At 55.7% G+C, this 16,888-nt stretch carries 14 protein-coding genes and 1 pseudogene; 12 read left to right on the top strand and 3 right to left on the bottom strand.

Features of this window, described 5'->3' with window-relative positions; translation table 11 throughout:
- The first annotated feature begins 10 nt into the window (after positions 1 to 10).
- From EC839_RS18685 to EC839_RS24635, 10 genes and pseudogenes are all read left to right on the top strand, one after another.
- Positions 11 to 391 (top strand): TIGR03750 family conjugal transfer protein, encoded by a 381-nt coding sequence (locus EC839_RS18685; RefSeq protein WP_132832972.1) that lies wholly within the window; start codon positions 11 to 13, stop codon positions 389 to 391.
- Positions 388 to 1,044, top strand: coding sequence for a PFL_4703 family integrating conjugative element protein (locus EC839_RS18690; protein ID WP_132832973.1), 657 nt, complete (start codon positions 388 to 390; stop codon positions 1,042 to 1,044). The genes EC839_RS18685 and EC839_RS18690 overlap by 4 nt, the downstream gene beginning before the upstream one ends.
- A complete protein-coding gene (locus tag EC839_RS18695) occupies positions 1,041 to 1,946 on the top strand; it encodes a TIGR03749 family integrating conjugative element protein (protein ID WP_132832974.1) in 906 nt (301 codons plus the stop codon). The genes EC839_RS18690 and EC839_RS18695 overlap by 4 nt, the downstream gene beginning before the upstream one ends.
- Positions 1,930 to 3,450 (top strand): TIGR03752 family integrating conjugative element protein, encoded by a 1,521-nt coding sequence (locus tag EC839_RS18700; RefSeq protein WP_132832975.1) that lies wholly within the window; start codon positions 1,930 to 1,932, stop codon positions 3,448 to 3,450. Before EC839_RS18695 ends, EC839_RS18700 begins: the two co-directional genes overlap by 17 nt.
- The gene (locus tag EC839_RS18705; RefSeq protein ID WP_132832976.1) at positions 3,428 to 3,874 is read left to right on the top strand and encodes a TIGR03751 family conjugal transfer lipoprotein; all 447 of its coding nucleotides are present in this window, start codon (positions 3,428 to 3,430) and stop codon (positions 3,872 to 3,874) included. Before EC839_RS18700 ends, EC839_RS18705 begins: the two co-directional genes overlap by 23 nt.
- Positions 3,875 to 4,005: 131 nt before the next feature.
- Complete coding sequence (locus tag EC839_RS18710) at positions 4,006 to 6,924, top strand: conjugative transfer ATPase (RefSeq protein ID WP_372237674.1); 2,919 nt, start codon at positions 4,006 to 4,008, stop codon at positions 6,922 to 6,924.
- Positions 6,921 to 7,232, top strand: a complete 312-nt coding sequence (locus EC839_RS18715) for a hypothetical protein (protein WP_132832978.1) — start codon at positions 6,921 to 6,923, stop codon at positions 7,230 to 7,232. Before EC839_RS18710 ends, EC839_RS18715 begins: the two co-directional genes overlap by 4 nt.
- The gene (locus EC839_RS18720; protein WP_132832979.1) at positions 7,229 to 7,918 is read left to right on the top strand and encodes a thioredoxin domain-containing protein; all 690 of its coding nucleotides are present in this window, start codon (positions 7,229 to 7,231) and stop codon (positions 7,916 to 7,918) included. The genes EC839_RS18715 and EC839_RS18720 overlap by 4 nt, the downstream gene beginning before the upstream one ends.
- 143 nt (positions 7,919 to 8,061) lie before the next feature.
- The gene (locus EC839_RS18725) at positions 8,062 to 8,457 is read left to right on the top strand and encodes a hypothetical protein (RefSeq protein WP_132832980.1); all 396 of its coding nucleotides are present in this window, start codon (positions 8,062 to 8,064) and stop codon (positions 8,455 to 8,457) included.
- Between the two features lie 165 nt (positions 8,458 to 8,622).
- Positions 8,623 to 8,865 (top strand): annotated as a pseudogene (locus EC839_RS24635) (hypothetical protein); the annotation flags it as partial.
- 408 nt (positions 8,866 to 9,273) lie between these two features.
- Here EC839_RS24635 and EC839_RS18730 read toward each other — a convergent pair.
- On the bottom strand, positions 9,274 to 9,888 hold the full coding sequence (locus EC839_RS18730; RefSeq protein WP_132832981.1) for a TetR family transcriptional regulator: 615 nt from the start codon (positions 9,886 to 9,888) through the stop codon (positions 9,274 to 9,276).
- A 976-nt stretch (positions 9,889 to 10,864) separates the two neighbouring features.
- Between EC839_RS18730 and EC839_RS18735 the strand changes: the two genes are divergently transcribed.
- Both EC839_RS18735 and EC839_RS18740 read left to right on the top strand, forming a co-directional pair.
- Entirely contained in the window at positions 10,865 to 11,284 is a 420-nt protein-coding gene (locus EC839_RS18735) for a hypothetical protein (RefSeq protein WP_132832982.1), read from the top strand.
- Positions 11,285 to 12,411: 1,127 nt separating this feature from the next.
- Positions 12,412 to 13,026, top strand: a complete 615-nt coding sequence (locus tag EC839_RS18740) for a TetR/AcrR family transcriptional regulator (protein WP_165904684.1) — start codon at positions 12,412 to 12,414, stop codon at positions 13,024 to 13,026.
- Positions 13,027 to 13,988: 962 nt separating this feature from the next.
- On the opposite strand, the gene EC839_RS18745 is transcribed toward EC839_RS18740, so the two are convergent.
- Positions 13,989 to 15,002: a DUF481 domain-containing protein gene (locus EC839_RS18745; protein WP_177416769.1), complete on the bottom strand. Its 1,014-nt coding sequence runs from the start codon at positions 15,000 to 15,002 to the stop codon at positions 13,989 to 13,991.
- 636 nt (positions 15,003 to 15,638) lie between these two features.
- On the bottom strand, positions 15,639 to 16,394 hold the full coding sequence (locus tag EC839_RS18750) for a hypothetical protein (RefSeq protein WP_132832984.1): 756 nt from the start codon (positions 16,392 to 16,394) through the stop codon (positions 15,639 to 15,641).
- Positions 16,395 to 16,888 lie beyond the last annotated feature (494 nt).

Raw genomic sequence — 16,888 nt, forward strand, 5'->3', positions numbered from 1 at the left:
GACGGCGCAGATGGACATCACCCAGGACCTGCATGAGGACGGCACGCTTCGCTTCTTGCCGAATCGCCTCAATACCCAACCCGTCGTCGTGGGCGGCCTGACCACCGACGAGATGTTCGCCACCATCATCGTCTGCGCCTCTTTCGGCTTTGTGGTCGGCATTCCCTTGGCATTTTTCACTACTCCGGCAATGCCGATCTTTGCTGCGCTGGCCTGTGGTTCTCTAGGCCTTGTGCTCGCCGGCCGGATCCTGCGCCGCTGGAAGCGTGGCCGTCCGGAAACCTGGCTCTGGCGCCAAGCCGAGTGGCGCCTCGCAAATTGGGGGCTGGCGGGTCGCCGCCTGGTCATTCGTAGCGGTGCCTGGACCTGCAAGCGGATGGTGGGGCTATGAGCCGCGCGTGGAAGCTGTCCGAGTCGCAGCGCGCCCATATCACCACCCTGCGTCTTGCCCTGGGCCTGGTCAGCGGCATCGCGATCTGGAACGGCTACGGCTGGTACAGCGCGCCTAAGGACCTGACCGTGCACGTGCCGCCGGACCTGCGCTCTGGGAGCACACGCCCCTGGTGGGAAATCCCTCCCGAGTCGGTCTATTCCTACGCCTTCTACATCTTCCAGCAGATGAACAGCTGGCCAGCTGATGGCGAGAAGAACTACAGCGACAACATCACGCGGTTGACCCCTTTCATCACCCCTTCGTGCAAGGCCTATCTGGAGGGGGACGAAGCACTCAAACGCAACAGCGGCGAGCTGCGCAAACGCGTACGCAACGTCGCCGAGATTCCCGGATCAGGCTACGGCGACGACCCCACTCGCCGCGTCCAGGTGCTCGGCAATAGCGAGTGGACGGTCATGCTCGATGTCGTTGCGAACGAGTACCTGGGCGGCGAGAAGGTCAAGACGGCGCTCACGCGCTACCCGCTACACATCGTCAGGTCCGACGTCGATCCCGAGAAGAACCCCTGGGGCATGAAGTGGGACTGCTACAGCGGTCAGCCACAGCGGATCGAGGCCGGCATCGAAGTCAAAGCTCGAGGTACACCATGAGATCCCGCCACTCCCTCGCCCTGGTGCTGGGCGGCCTGCTGCTCAGCAGCCTTGCCCAGGCCATCGAGATCCGCAAGTGGGAACGTGTCCCCTTGGCCATTCCGCTCGTGGTTGGCCAGGAGCGAATCCTATTCGTTGATGCCAACGTGCGCGTCGGCGTCCCACCCGCCATCGCTGACAAGCTCAGGGTGCAGAGCACTGGCGGTGCGATCTATCTACGCGCTAAAGACCCGATCGAGCCCAGCCGGCTGCAGCTGCAGAATGCGGCCACCGGCGAGATCATGCTGGTCGACATCGCCGCAACGCCGGCACAGGAAGGCCAGGCTGCGCTTGAGCCCATCAAGATCGTTCCGGGCGACACCACGCCCACTCGCTACGGTCAGCCCGCGGCGACTGCTCCTAAATCGCCATCGAACGCCAGCCGCCAAGCTGATGAGGAAGAGGACGAGCCAGCGCCGCCCAAGCGCGAAACACCTATCCCCGTCGTGCTCACCCGCTACGCCGCCCAGATGCTCTATGCGCCGCTGCGCACTGTAGAGCCGGTCGACGGTGTGGCTCAGCTCAGGATCGACAAACGCCTGGACCTGTCGACGCTGCTACCGGCGCTACCGGTTGAGGCTAGCCAACTAGGCGCCTGGCGCCTGGACGATCACTGGGTGACCGCCGTGAAGCTGCGCAACCAGACTGGCCAGCGCCTGGCCCTGGATCCGCGCGAGCTCATGGGCGACTTCGCCACCGCGACCTTCCAGCACCCCTACCTCGGCGCCCGGGGTGATGCCAGTGACACCACGGTGCTCTACCTGGTCACCCGGGATCATGGCCTTGGCCAGTCGCTGCTGCCCAGTCTGGGCGCCGCAGATCCTCGCGTCAGTGCGGAGGCCCGACATGCAGCTCAGAAGTAATCCGCTCCTCAAGTATGCGCTGCTGGGTGTTCTGGTCCTGGTGGTTTATGTCGGCGTGACCCTATTTGGTAAGGGCAAACCGCAAACGCCCGAACAGCCACAGTCCGCCCAGCTCACACCTGAGCAGGCTAAGGCGCTGGGGATCGAGGGCGATACGGCCAACGATACCCTGCGCACCATCGTCGTCGAAAGTCGCCAGCTGAAAGAGCAGATGAGCAAGGTCCTGAGGGACAACGAAGAAGCCAAGCGGGAGAACGATGGTCTCAAGGCCCAGCTGAACAACATCAACACCACGGTCGACAGCCGCGTCCAGGCGGGCATCAACCAGAGCCTCGAGAACCAGCAGAAGCAGACGCAGGGTCTGTTCGATGGCCTGCAGAAGCAGCTCAACACCCTGTCGCAGATGGGTAATCAAGTAGGCGGCAACGGGGGCTCGGGCACGGACATGCCCATCGGGCTCGGCATTGCTCCCGGAGAAGGCAATCAGTTCAAGAAAGGTAGCGGTAGTTCGGACCTGGTCTGGATCGAGCCGCAGGATGGCACCGCAGTAGATGCCGCTGGCAAGCCCATTGCTGCCGGCAGCAGCCAGGCCGCCAGCGGTTTCGCCTTCCCGACCGCCTTCGGCGCCGCAGGCCAGAAGACCCTGGACGCTGCCTCAGGCGGTGCTCAGCGCGCAGCCGATGGCATGGCTGGCGATGAGCAGGCGCGCAAGAAGGTCCGCAAGGTCTACACCCTGCCGCAGAACTCGACGCTGATGGGTTCGGTGTCCATGACTGCCCTGGTGGGCCGCGTGCCGGTTGACGGCACGGTCAACGACCCCTACCCCTTCAAGATCCTGATCGGCCCCGACAACCTGACCGCCAACGGCATCGACCTGCCCGACGTCGCCGGCGCCGTGGTAAGCGGAACCGCCTCGGGCGACTGGACGCTGTCTTGCGTGCGCGGCCAGATCCGCAGCATGACCTTCGTCTTCACCGACGGCACCGTGCGTACCCTGCCGGCGCCGCAGGAAAACGCTGGTCAGCAGAACAACGGCCAGAACAACCAGAACGCCTCAACCAACGGTCAGCCTGCTGCTGTCCAGGGTGGCATGGGCTGGATCAGCGACCCCTACGGTATCCCCTGCATCGCTGGCGAGCGCCGCAGCAACGCCGCCCAATACATCGGCTCCCAGGCCCTCATCACCGCCGCCGGCGCCGGCGCCGCCTCACTCATCAAGAACGACGGCACGACTTCAAGCTACGTCCAGACCCCGAACGGCACCATCGGGACGAGTGGCATGTCCGGCAACGAAGCCATGGGCAAGATCATCGGCCAGGGCGTCAACGACATCTCCACCTGGGTGAACAAGCTCTACGGCCAGGCCTTTGCCGCCGTCTACGTGCAGCCCGGGGCGAAGGTGGCCATCCACCTCGACCAGGAGCTGGCCATCGACTACGAACTCAAGGGCCGCAAGGTCGACTATCGGACAGGAGCTCGCCATGCCTCGGCTGCCCTCGATTAATCGCACACGACTTCAGATAGCGGCTGTACTGGCCTTGTCCCTGCTGGCCAGCGGCTGTGCGGTCGACAAGGAGAAGATGCTTCCCCATGGCGACCAGACCATGATGGACGTCTGGAACGCCGGTACCACCGGCTCCGCCGGCAGCAGCCAGGGTCGCCAACTCGTCGATGCCCGGGCAGAGCTGCGCCGTCCTGTGGACACGGCCCAGGCTCGGCCGCTGGCTGACAACGCCGGCTATTCGCGCACCGCGCAGAACGAGATCTACAGCCAGTTCAAGCGCCTGCCCAATCCGGACCTGGTCATGTACGTCTTCCCGCACCTGGCCGGCTCCGACCCGGCCCCCATCCCCGGCTACACCACCGTTTTCCCGCTCTACCAGCGTGTGCAGTACGCCATGCCCGGTGAGCGGGTGGAGAACTACTGATGGGCATTTTCGAACGTCTGCGTGGTCGCAAGGCGGCTAACACTGTTGCAGCCGAACCCAGAGTGGAATCGGATCAGATGGATGATCCGGGTTCAGAGCTGCATGTGCCAGAACCTGAGTCGGTCCTTTCGATGCCCGCTACAGAGGGTCCTCACCCTGAATCCATCCGTGCCACCCGCGCCCTCGAGGTCGACGAGGAAGCCGCCTACCAGCGCTACCTGGATCGCCTGAGAGCTCACGGTATTCCGGAGCCAGGTGCCTGGATGACCGGCAAGGAAAAACCGGCGACCGTGGCAGATGTGGCCAGGCTCTACGACGTCAATCCCAGCTTCACCAACCTGCTGCCTTGGGTCGAATACCTGCCCGAGCACCAGGCCATGCTGCTGGAAGACGGCAAGTCGCTGGCCGCCTTTTTCGACCTGGTGCCGATCGGCACCGAGGGCCGCGAAGCCAATTGGCTTCGCCAGGCCCGCGATGCCCTGGAGAACGCCCTGCAGGACGCCTTCGATGAGCTGGAGCAGAGTCCCTGGGTCATCCAGTTCTATGCCTTCGACGAGATCCAGTTCGATGGCTATCTCACCGGGCTGGCAAACTACATCCAGCCGCGCGCCCGCGGCTCCGAATTCACTCAGCTCTATCAGAGCCTGATGAAGCACCACCTGCATGCCATCGCCAAGCCTGGCGGTCTATTCAACGACACGGCCGTATCCCACCTGCCCTGGCGTGGTCAGCATCGGCGGGTGCGGATGGTCGTTTCCCGCCGCAGCATCGGCGACGGTCTGGTCAGGGGGCAGGCACCTGCCGCCTACCTTGCGAACATCTGCAGCCGGCTGACCGGCGCCCTGCGCAACGCCGGCGTGACGGCTCATCGCATGGACGAGCGCGCCATTCGCCACTGGCTCCTGCAGTGGTTCAATCCGTGCCCGGATCATCTGGGCACCTCGACCAAGGACCAGCAGCGATTCTTCGAGGTGGTCAACAGCGCCGTCGACCAGGACGAGTTGCTGGCCGAAGGCACCATTCCCTTCCTGGCCAGCGGGACCGACTTCTCCCAGTGCCTGATGTACCGCGAGCCTCGCTCGGATGCCCAGAAGGGCCTGTGGTTCTTCGATGGCCAGCCCCATCGTGTCGTGATGCTGGATCGGCTGCGTAAAGCGCCGATGACCGGCCACATGACCGGCGAGCGTACCTTTGGCGAAGCCTTGCACGCCCTGTTCGATAAAATACCCGAGGACACGGTGCTGGCTATCACTCTGGTGGCCACGCCCCAGGACACGCTGGAAGCCCACCTCAACAACCTGCACAAGAAGGCCGTCGGCGACAACCAGGCCTCTGCCCTCACCCGTGAGGCCATCAAGGACGCCCGCCAGCTGATCGGGCGTAAGCACAAGCTCTACCAGGGCAGCGTGGCCTTCTATGTTCGGGGCAAAGACGAGCAGGAGCTGGAGCAGCGCTGCAACGAGCTCACCAGCATCCTGACCGGCGCTGGTATCGAGCCTGTGCGGCCGGAGGATGAGGTGGCTGCACTCAATAGCTACCTGCGCTGGCTGCCCGGCAACTTCGATCCCAACCAGCCGCGGGCGCTGCAGTGGTACACCCAGCTCATGCTGGTTCAGCATGTTGCCAACCTGGTGCCCATCTGGGGCCGCTCAACCGGAACAGGACATCCGGGCATCACTCAATTCAACCGCGGTGGCAGTCCGCTGACCTTCGATCCACTCAGTAAGCTTGATCGGCAGATGAATGCGCATGGCTTCGTCTTCGGTCCTACCGGTGCTGGCAAATCGGCGACGCTTAACAACCTCTTGATTCAGTGGCTGGCCATCTACCGGCCGCGCATCTTCGTGGCCGAAGCCGGTAACAGCTTCGGGTTGTTGGCGGACTTTGCCCAACGCCTCGGCTTGACCGTCCACAAGGTCCGCCTGGTTCCAGGCGCTGGCGTCAGCCTGGCGCCGTTCGCCGACGCCATCCGCCTGGCCGAGGATCCGGCTCACGTCGCCGTGCTCGATGCCGAGGACCTCGACGCCTCAGACAAGGCCAGCAGCCCGAGGCCCGATCTGGAGGACGATCAACGCGACGTGCTCGGCGAGATGGAGATCGTGGCTCGCCTGATGATCACCGGCGGCGAAGAAAAAGAAGACGCACGCATGACACGCGCCGACCGTGCGGCCATCCGGCACGCCATCATCAATGCCGCCAAGGCCTGCTCCAAGGCAGAGAGGACAGTGCTCACCCAAGATGTGCGCGACGCACTGAGCGAGGCCGCGCACGACGAGAATATCCCTGAGAAAAGACGCGAGCGCCTGCAGGAGATGGCCGAAGCTATGGAGATGTTCTGCATGGGCGCCGATGGCGAGATGTTCAACCGCCCCGGCACGCCCTGGCCGGAGGCTGACCTGACCGTGGTGGACTTTGCCACCTATGCACGCGAGGGCTACCAGGCGCAGCTCGGCATCGCCTACATCTCGCTACTGAACTCGATCAACAACATCGCCGAACGTGACCAGTACAAGGGCCGGCCGTTGATCAAGCTGACCGACGAAGGCCACATCATCACCAAGCACCCGCTGCTGCTGCCCTACGCGATGAAGATCACCAAGATGTGGCGGAAGCTCGGCGCATGGTTCTGGCTGGCGACCCAGAACATCGATGACATCCCGGTTTCCGGCGCGCCGATGCTCAACATGATCGAGTGGTGGATCTGCCTGAACATGCCGCCAGATGAAGTCGAGAAGATCTCTAAATTCCGCAATCTGAGTACCGCGCAGAAGGAACTGATGCTGTCGGCACGCAAGCAGAGCGGCGCCTATACAGAAGGCGTGGTGCTCTCCAAGTCGTTGGAGACACTGTTCCGTGCGGTACCGCCTAGTCTCTATCTGGCGCTGGCTATGACGGAGCCTGAGGAGAAAGCGGAGCGCGCCCAACTGATGGAAGAGCTCGGCACCGACGAACTGGGCGCCGCGCTGGCCGTCGCCGCCCGTTTGGACCGGCTACGAGGGATCGAACCCTACCCCTTCAAGCTGCCTCCGGCTCGAGGCCCCCGGAGATGAGAGTGATGGACCAATTTACCCAAGACCTCATCGACAGCCTGACCGGCTTGCTTCGGCAGCCACATCTGCCGGAGACGCTCACGGCCCTGCAGATCTGCGCGCCGGTCTTGATCAGCAACCTGCAGGCAGTGAAATCACGCGCGGTAGATCGCCGTGAGATCGAGGTCCAGCTCGACACGGCGCTCAAGGACTGGCTGGCCAAGCATCCGCAACCGGATGACGCCCAGCAGGCGCTGCTCGAGGTCCTGCATAGGGATGTGCTGGGCCGGCAGCACGATCAGCCCGCCGCCAAAGAGGCCTCGGCATGATTAGAGGCTCCCTTTCCCACCGACCAGAGACGAAGGGGTACCTGCTACTCGCCGTGGTGCTGTTTCTTCTCTCGCACTATTTCGGATGGTTCGCGGCCGTGGACCCGCCTGTCTCACCCGAGCCCTCGATATTCGCCTACGGCAATTCCAAGGCGCGCTTCACCCTGGTCGAATACGGCGATCTGGAGTGCCCCTATTGCAAGGATATCTATCCGCAGGTCAAGCAGCTGATAGACCGGCACGGAGTGGTGAACTGGCAGTGGCATCACCTGCCGCTGCCCATGCACGGCGAAGCAGCGCAGCAGGAAGCACGTCTGGTCACCTGCGCCGGCTGGCTGGGCGGCATTCCAATGTTCTGGCAGGCGGTCGAAGCCGTCTATCAGCACAGCCGTGGGAACGGTGCCGGTCTGGCAGTCCCGATTGAGCAACTCGGCCTGCAACCAGCCGTATCGCTGCAGAACCTGCAGGCGTGCATCCAGGACAATACGACAGTGCGGCGGGTAGTCGCTGAGCAGACCGCAACCGCAGCGCAGAAGCGGATCGATGCCACCCCGACCTTCGAACTCCGGGACAATCGGTCTGGCCGTACAATCCGGCTTCCGTCGCTGCTGGACGACGCCGGCATGCTATCGGCCATGGACTGGCTGGCGAGTCAGGGAGGTGCGGATGCACAGCGGCGCCAATGACATCCCCCCTTGGCTTGCCAGCCTTTCCGATCGGACGCTGCGGCGGCTTAACAGCCGCCTTACCCATCTGCTGCGGATGATCGATGCCGAGATGCAACGCCGAGATACCCCGCATCACCGTTCTCCCCTGCCAGGCAACTCCGATGAGCAATCCCGCTGATACCTCTCTCCCCCGTGTGACCAGTGAATTACCTAAGCCCAGGATCGTGTTTGAAAGCGGCAGCGCACTTCCGCCGATCAAGCTGGCACGAGTCACCCAGGTATCCAGTCACCAGTGGCTGTTCCGAGTGGGCGCCTATGAGCATCAGGAGTCATACGGCAGTGAACGCGAAGCCATGGAATCGGCCGAGCGATTGCTCTTCACCCTTTTTCGTGACATCGCGGATGAACAGATACTGGCTGCCCTTCGCCGAGGTGATACTGCCCTCGCGGTGCGGTATGCCGAACGCCGAGGCTATTGGCAGGGACGTCGGGAAGAGAAACATCTGCACCAGGTAGCCGTAGGCAATGCATTGGCAGCGCTGAGACACCTCACCTGAAGCAGGTGCCAGCTTTCGAAATCGTTGTGAAATTCTGGAATTACCGATACCGGAAATAGCCAATCACAGTAATCGACCTGAAGCAGCTGCACGCTATCGACCAGAAGCAGACGTCGACAAGCGACCGCTACCGACCCAAAGCTGCCGTTGCCGTAGGGCAGTTAGCGGACTGGCACCGCCAGCGGCATGACGTTCGTAACGCTGGAGAATAAGTTCGGAATGGTCAATGTGGTGGTATGGCGAACTCTAGCGGAGCGCCAGCGACGCGAGCTAGTAGCGTCACACCTGCTACCAGTAGACGGGACTGTAGAGACACCCGATGGAGTGCTACACGTTGTGGCCGGCAGTTGAAGGATATCAGCGAGCTACTCACGGGATTTGGATATTCGAAGCCGGGACTTTCACTAGGCGAGCTATCTGCAGGCGCTAAGATGGCATTCAGTACGTTCTGAGTGATAGCAACGGTATAGGTATCCGCCAACGTGAGGTCTCGTGCACATTCGCAGGTAGCCGCAATCAACGCCCGGACTTTGGAAGTGAACCACGATCCAGCCCCCGGGCTGCGTTGGTCAATGCTCGCCCCTCCTGTTACCGGTACCGTGGGTGGAAAGGTAGTGGAGCTCAGGGAGAAGAGATGCAGGGAATGTTGCGAATTGGCGTGTACAGGAGCGGTAGATTTTCGTGGTGCATCCTCTGCTTCCGCTCGCGTGCAGCGTTATACGGATAGCAGATCTTAGACCACCATGGGGCGCTATACCGGCAAAAGACGTTGGCGCGCCCATTACAGCTGTAGTGATATCGCGCGCTTATCCGCCTTCAGGGCCAGTCTTTGAACAGCGACCTGAAGTAGAAGGTGAAGATCAACCGAACGTCCAGCAGCGGCGTGAATAGGTCTTGGTCCCGGAGGATGGCGGCTAAAGTGCCGCAAAACAGGCTATGCAGCTGCAGGCTGGCCACCCTAGCCGTGACCCCCATCTGCAAGCGCTGTTGTTGTCCTTCGAAAAGGCTTTCGACGAGGGCGACGAATTCACGGGTTAAGGCCTTCTCGCGCTGCTCCACTTCATGTAATTCCAGAGTGAACTCAGAACGATGTATGAGGATGGTCATGACCCTGCGCTCTCGTCCGGGCTGGACAAATCTTTCCATGCACCCGACGCACAGGTCGTACAGCCTGACCAAGCAATCGCCCTCACTATCGGCACCCAATTGCTGCGTGACTTCGTCAAGCGGGCTGCGAATGCGATTAAGCATCCCTTGAACCAGGTCTGCCTTGTCCCTGAAATGCCAATACACAGCTCCCCGAGTTACCCCACATTCGCGGGCGATCATTTCGAGGCTAGTGCGCGAAACACCTTTGGCGAGAAATAGCTCTTCGGCGACATTTAGAATGGTCTGTCTGGTCTGCTCGGCAAATTCCTTTGTACGGCGCATGGTTGTCCCGCTTCAAATGGGCCAGAGTCGCCAGCATCCTGTTAAGCCTGGCCGTTACAAACATTCGTGAATGTACGCTGCTACGTCGAGGCTTTAACTTTAGCCACTGCTAGCAAATTGCAGGTATCCAGGCGGCAGTCATAGGGCTTCAAGGCAGGTGCCTGGGGCGTGAACGGTCACGATTTCATCAGCAGTGGTTACATTTGGTGACGGCATCTGCGGCATCATTCCATTAAAAACAGAATCAGAACGACCATTCTAGTATCCAAATGATGGACTTTCAACGCTTCAGCACTAGGAACCTTGGTCGCCGTACCGAGTTGAGTCCATGTTATTCGACGACGGCAACGCGCTCGATGTAGGGGGCCTGCTAGTCTCAATGGCACCTAGTCTTTAGCCGCTACGCTGGTTCGTGGTGTGACGCTCCTTGCCCTCCGATTAGTCCCTGTCTGCCTGGGATGACTTGAATGAATTGCTACGACCTGCTTGTCAGTCACGCACCCCGCCAGTGACACATCCCCCGAATAGGATGACGCAGGCCGGAACACCTTGAACGCTCGCCGAACTGAACACCGCAAGAGCGTCTCGCCATGCTTGGTTCGGCGGCCAATCTGGAGCATAGGCCCATCATCCGGCTGGCCTATGCCACGGTAGCGTTACTGGTAAGGACGACAGGAGCGCTGGGTAATGCGCTGGTCAGTGCCAACCTGCCGAATATTCAGTGCCATTTGGGGCTTACACCCGCTTACGCTGCCTAGCTACCGGCTGCCCAGGTGATGGTAAATGTCTCCGTCAATCTTATTATGTTCAAGGTGCGTCAGCAGTACGGATTGCGCCGATTCGCAAAGTTAGGACTCGCCGTTTACCTTCTAGCAATGATTGCGCACGCATTCGTCGTCACGTTCGCCATGGCGTCACTGTTTGCGCACTCTCCGGGCTTGCAGGTGTGGTCTGCAGTACCCTAGGAATTTTCTATATGCTGCAAGCCTTTCTAAAGGCGAGCCTGATTAAAGGGCTCATCCTGGGCTTGGGTATTACTCAGTTGGCAACGCCAATCGCCTGGCAACTATCCTCGGCGCTACTAGATCTCGGTCAGTCGCACTGCCTATACATTTTCGCCGCCGGGCTGGCTATGTATACGCCAGCGGCTGTAGCAGTACTCGGACTACCAGTCAGCGAGCGAATCAAAGTGCTCGAACCCCTCGACTTTCTCACCTTCGCCATCGTCGCTCTCGGCTTGGCCGCAATAGGGGCGGTGTTAGCGTCAGGAGGAGTTCTGTGGCGGTTTGACCAGCCATGGATCGGTCGGGCACTAGCAGCGGCAGTCGTGCTATTGATCACTGCTTGGGGAATCGAACACATTCGCCAGCGCCACTCATCCAGAAACGTTGGCTAGGTACTGCCGATATCATCCGCTTTACGCTCGGCGCTTTCTTGCTGCGCCTTCTGACTGCTGAGCAAGCCTTCGTTGCCATCGGTCTGCAGCAGACGCTAGGCATGGCCGCAGATCCGCTGCAACCCCTCTATAGTATCTTGCTCATCGGGACTAATTTCAGCGCCTTGACTGAACGCTCAAAAACCTTGGCTCCGCTGATTTAACTTTCTGTAGCGCTTATAAGTATCAGCGCTTGGCCAGATAAGGACTGTAATAGCCTGACCCGTCCCTGACCTGTATCTGAGCCGGATTCTTCTATCCACGGCCAGAGGGCCGTTCATTGGACCTTAGTGGATGGGAGGGTATCGGCCCAACGCGGGCGAGGAGGCCAAACTATCTAGTGAGCTTTGTCGTGTTATTCCTATGGTGCAGAACCTCGGAGGTCTCAGCAGATCGGCCCTATATATGGTACACAGCGGATCTACCGAGAACATGATCAATCGGCTTTGGTCAATGCCGAAATCGATCCGACCAATCCAGTGACAACAGTGAGGGACAACTGTCAGCTTCCTATCGCTTCGTTATCCGCCCACTCACCGCTCAAACCAATAATGACCGGAAGCGCACAAAGTGCTCCGCTATTCCTTGAGTCTTACGGACCTCATGGCGCGTCCGTAAGCCCGTCGGACCAAAATGGTTCTCGGCCTATCAAAGGCACGCAATCCCCGTCCATAATTAGACTCTGCCATAAGATCGAGGCTTAGTCCGGGGCCGCTTAACAGGAGAAAGAACATGTCAAAATGTCATCAGAACTGACACCATCTGACATTGCGAAACGTCTTTTATATGAAAGAACCGAAGATCGTAGGTATAAGCATAGCCACTATACCATGCAATAGCACGCCCCTATCAAATCACTTACGCCTTAATCTTAAAACTTAAGTTATCAGTCGGCATTCTTTACTCACAAACTAGGATCAATAAGATGCACAGCCAACGGCATTCTTAAAAAAATCGCTCAACCATATTACGAGTAGCTAAAGACAACCAGCAATGCCACGAGGCAGCATATATCGTTAAGGTCGTTTGCAATTTTTTGATCCATGAATGATAATGCTTCACATAGCAATAAGTCTATCGAGAAAAGCATGAAAAGCCCACGTATTCCGCAGCAAGCAAGAGGTCATATCAGGTACCAAAAGATCCTCACCGCTGCGGTAGTACTTATGGAAAAACTAAAATCGTCAAATTTTACAATGCAAGATTTAGCGTCCGAAGCAGACACATCTATTGGTTCTCTATACCATTTCTTTAAATATAAAAAAGATTTGCTTAGCGAGTTAACGTCAAAACACACCCGCTTTATTATTGATTTTTATTTAGAGCGAGATAAAATACCAGATGTTTTTTGGAAGGATTGCGCACCAAATGAAGTAATAGAAGAAGCAATCATGCCCGCTCTTCGTTACATATCGTGCAACCCTGATCTTCTGGTGCTGATTCGCGAAAATCAGTTTGACTCGGCCTCGGAAAAGAATATTCACTCACAGGTTTTAAAATTTTTCAAAAAAATAATAGGTATTCGCCAGCCAAAATTTTCAGATAAAGAAATAGAGGTTTACGCGCAGATGCTTATAGCCTTGCCGGCAGGACCGTTATGTGTTGATCAAAAAGAACTCGCATTCAGCGATACAATGCTTTTGCGGGAAATACCTAGAGCACTTTCGAGCTATCTTCATTATCTTGAGTCAGATAGACGTTAACCGTGCTGCTCTAAATACTAAAAACTGAGGCACGTGTGCTAACAACATGTAGATACGATCTTCAAACAATCAATCCTGTGGATTGATCGGAGATAGTTATAATTTTCTATAGCTAAATGATCTATCTGACCATAATAGCAGAGAGTCTCACAGCTCATTACTGAAGCTAAGAGAAAGACGAAAATGATAAGGCCCAGTCCTATCATGATCGTTACGGCTTCCGGCGGGACTTCGTCTTTTAGAGTATGTAGCAGATATCGTAATGGCGGAATTGATCTTTTGTTTTCCATCGTACACCCCATTCATTTTCGCGTTAGAACTGGCTCCTTACCCATGAAGTGCGGATGGCCGTATGCATACGACACTCTCCAGTAAATTGGCAAAAGCTAAGGGTGTGGCGTTTTCTACATTTCACGTATGCTTTTAAAACGGAGAGCCAGGTAAAAAGTCTGCATCCGGATATAGGTTTGAATCGAGGATTCGAAGGCACTATCTCTATTCTGCCTGATTAAGCTTAAATGGCGTTCGGTCCTACTCGCTGGTTTGGGTTTGGAAAAGCAGACTTACGTCACGCTAGCACCCAAAAGAATCATTTTCAATGAAGCGCCGAAAGCATTTAGCGAACGGCTCCGTCCTAAATTCAGCTCCAAAACGTCGTCACCTATGAAACAAGTTTGGCGCGTGGATCTAATAAACACAGTAGGTGTATTTCAAATCAGTATCAAACATATGGAAACCGTGATTATAATGGTGAGTGAGAGAACACTGATAACAACCAAAACCATAGAAATCACAGTGTCCGTCGGATTCTCGCACTCTCCGTCCCTGTCACCACCCTTATTGTGGGGCATCATTCAAATCTCCGGTAAATTTTCGCTTCACATAGCAACCAGCTATAATTGAGACATGCTCTCTACCCACTGCTGATAGCGAATCCCTCACAACTTGTTAAATGTGGATCTCTACCATGAGACGCCAAATCCAAAAGTATATTTAGTTTCGTCAAAATTACCCTCTGCACCACTGATTAGCTGCTTGGACGCCTTGACATTTACCGATGCCCAGTTCGTGATCTTATATCGTAGCCCTGCTTCTGCATCTAAGCCAAATACGGCGGTGTTGTCTAAAGGACGTGCAAACTCTCCCGCCGCGAACATCTGGACAGTCTGGCCATAAAAATATCGACTGTAATCCCACTTAAAGGATGCCGAATAAAAGTTAGTCTCGCTTCCGCTCCTGAACTCATAATCTGCACGGTTCAGCAGAGCTGCAAGCGAAAAGGCCCCTAGCTCACTATCCCAAAACTGGAAGCCAGGCCCTGTACCTAAGGTTCGTTGGCGAGAAATATCTTGGATATTATCATCCGTGTATTCCAAGCGACCTTGCCAAAAGAATTTTTCGTTGAAGAAACGGTCCGCCGCGTACTGGATAGACCAATTGTCTGTAGCAACAGCATCTTCAGTCTTCTCTTTGTTATAAGTTCCCTGAATATTGTGGCGCCACAGATTATGGCGAGCCTGCATCTTTAAATCTACATTGTAGTCAGCTGTATTTGATTTACTACTCTTGTAATCTAAAGCAGCATCAATGTTTCCCTTCCAGGAAAAATCTCTCAAAAATGGACGTGGTGAAATTATCCGATTAACACTTATTAAATTAACGATTTGAATACCTTCAGCCTCTGTTTCTATTTTAACTTTTCCTTTCTCGGCTGGCCTGATACGTTCCACTTCGAGGTCAGCGCCATACGCTCCTTTCTCAACCAACATCTTTCGGTCTGTTTGAAGCGTGGCCACCTTGTCCCAGTCAATTAAGACGGAACCGCCATAGTCTGTTTCTAGCAATAGTTTGTTTATATCTAATAGCTTTATAGTGCCGCTGAGCCGATCTCCGTTTTTTAGCCAAACGGTATCTGAAAAAGCAAATCCCGGCCTACTCATAAAAACGCAAAAGTTAACAACCAAAACAAGTGACATCCGACTACTTTTTAAAGAGATATTCATTGTACGTAAATTTTCGCGAGAATAGCGGAAGCCAAATATCAAAAGAACACCTTCAGTATTACGCCTTACCAGAGTCCGAATAAGGCAGTAAATCAACGATGGCCGCTGAGTGAACTGGATACGGATTCATAACTATATTTCAAGCTTGCATAAACAAGTTGCTATCGCCATATAAAAGCAATCTTAATATTTACCCCATCTATTAGTTGGCTATTTTACTAATTCCCCACAGCACATAAGACTTTGTACTCTACTGCGCAGTAAATATCGGCCGATATGCTTATAGATACCAAGCTTGTATTATATATGCTAGGCATAGTGCCTTTACTGTCAAAGCTAATTTTAAGGGACGGCCCGCTGGGTATATAATTAAAATACAAAGCACTTTTACAAGCGCGACAACCGGCACTTCCTGAGGAAACAGTTTGATTAGGTCGATGCAATTGCTTCGCTAACACAACACCTACCTGTTTTGAAAAGCAGTATCGCGCATATGCGGTATCGTGTTGGCTAACCTCTAGAGTTCTCAAATCGATTTGACGTCTAGCAGTGTAGCTAAAGTGCTGGAAGCGGCTATGCTCATCTATTACATAGCCGCATCACTAACTATTAGAACGCCAATCCTAACTTTAGACCATATTCATCCCGCTTGAGCTTGGTATCTGAAGACAGCTCGCTATCACTGTCCAGCTTATATTCGGTGTAGGTGTAGTACGCACCAGCATAAACTGGCAACTGCCCGTTTTGGTTCATTAGAAAACCAATTTCAGCGTAAGGGTTCGTGCGATCCTTCAGATCCACATCGTCGCTATCGAAATCATCAGCCTTCAGTTTAGCGCTACCATTGATCGTGTGCCTCGCACCAAGCTCGATCCGCATAGTGGCGTCATTAAACTTATGGTTGTATCCGACGGCTGCCTTGGCAAACGGAGCTTTATTAGTAAGCTTAATATTCAGGTCGTCGGCTTGGGGTTCATATCGATTCCAAATATAGCCACCGCCGATAGTTGCATCCACGTAATTGATCGAATCCATAGCGAAGCGATAGCCGATATCCAAATCAGCTTGAGCTTCTTTTACCTCGTTATCGTCTTTTTCTCCATACTTAGCCGAAAGTGCTGCTTGATATATCAGTCCCCCAGCACCCGTCACCTTGTTTCCGAATTCGGCGAACAAGCCGCCTTCGCCGAGGTAAGACTTATCGTCCTCGTTTAAACCTCTACCGTCAAAGCGATACTCGTTATAGCTACCGGTGCCACCGATAGTAAATATTGGCTTGGTACTATTTTCGGCGAGGGCTTGAGTGGTGAAAGCCACCGTGAAGCAAGTCAAACCAGAAACCAACAATTTTGAATGTATCTTCATCGTGCTCTTCCTTCTCTTCTGTTAGTTATTGACAAAGCATATTTAGTCGTTTGTAAAGGTTTTGTCTTAGCTGTGTAACGACGCCCCTGAACTCACCTGCATTTTTTAAAAAACGCGACCCATAATCTCGATACCAATCGAGCAAGGAACTAACGCCAATAGTAGAATTAGAATATTGATTCTAGTCAAGACCAGCATGTGCTTTTTCTTATGCTCTTTGTGACCATTCATCGTTATTTTGGCGAGGAAGGAGCAGCAGGCCCGCTTGAGAATTTCTTGAGGCTAGAAGCGATGGCTGACGGATCGGTGTCGCTACTACAAATGCCTCACGGTTGAAATTTATGTTTTATGGTAGCTTTCAGGCGGCGCAAAGCGGTAGACGTCAATAGAGCCCAGGTAGTCAGCTTGTCCACGTAGCGGGGAGCTCTGGCCTCTTTTACTGCGTAGCTTGCGCAATCGTATGAGGCTGATAGGGGCCGGCTACAAGCCTACCC

It is taken from the genome of Pseudomonas sp. JUb52 (assembly GCF_004341115.1).
In the GTDB taxonomy this organism is placed as follows: Bacteria; Pseudomonadota; Gammaproteobacteria; order Pseudomonadales; family Pseudomonadaceae; genus Chryseomonas; species Chryseomonas oryzihabitans.

Excerpts from the sequence above, each read along its gene's own strand:
- EC839_RS18715 (WP_132832978.1), top strand. The coding sequence starts at position 6,921 with ATGAGAGTGATGGACCAATTTACCCAAGACCTCATCGACAGCCTGACC.
- EC839_RS18710 (WP_372237674.1), top strand. The coding sequence starts at position 4,006 with ATGCCCGCTACAGAGGGTCCTCACCCTGAATCCATCCGTGCCACCCGC.
- EC839_RS18735 (WP_132832982.1), top strand. The coding sequence starts at position 10,865 with ATGCTGCAAGCCTTTCTAAAGGCGAGCCTGATTAAAGGGCTCATCCTG.
- EC839_RS18745 (WP_177416769.1), bottom strand. The coding sequence starts at position 15,002 with ATGTCACTTGTTTTGGTTGTTAACTTTTGCGTTTTTATGAGTAGGCCG.
- EC839_RS18720 (WP_132832979.1), top strand. The coding sequence starts at position 7,229 with ATGATTAGAGGCTCCCTTTCCCACCGACCAGAGACGAAGGGGTACCTG.
- EC839_RS18705 (WP_132832976.1), top strand. The coding sequence starts at position 3,428 with ATGCCTCGGCTGCCCTCGATTAATCGCACACGACTTCAGATAGCGGCT.
- EC839_RS18700 (WP_132832975.1), top strand. The coding sequence starts at position 1,930 with ATGCAGCTCAGAAGTAATCCGCTCCTCAAGTATGCGCTGCTGGGTGTT.
- EC839_RS18695 (WP_132832974.1), top strand. The coding sequence starts at position 1,041 with ATGAGATCCCGCCACTCCCTCGCCCTGGTGCTGGGCGGCCTGCTGCTC.
- EC839_RS18690 (WP_132832973.1), top strand. The coding sequence starts at position 388 with ATGAGCCGCGCGTGGAAGCTGTCCGAGTCGCAGCGCGCCCATATCACC.
- EC839_RS18740 (WP_165904684.1), top strand. The coding sequence starts at position 12,412 with ATGAAAAGCCCACGTATTCCGCAGCAAGCAAGAGGTCATATCAGGTAC.
- EC839_RS18730 (WP_132832981.1), bottom strand. The coding sequence starts at position 9,888 with ATGCGCCGTACAAAGGAATTTGCCGAGCAGACCAGACAGACCATTCTA.
- EC839_RS18685 (WP_132832972.1), top strand. The coding sequence starts at position 11 with ATGGACATCACCCAGGACCTGCATGAGGACGGCACGCTTCGCTTCTTG.
- EC839_RS18750 (WP_132832984.1), bottom strand. The coding sequence starts at position 16,394 with ATGAAGATACATTCAAAATTGTTGGTTTCTGGTTTGACTTGCTTCACG.
- EC839_RS18725 (WP_132832980.1), top strand. The coding sequence starts at position 8,062 with ATGAGCAATCCCGCTGATACCTCTCTCCCCCGTGTGACCAGTGAATTA.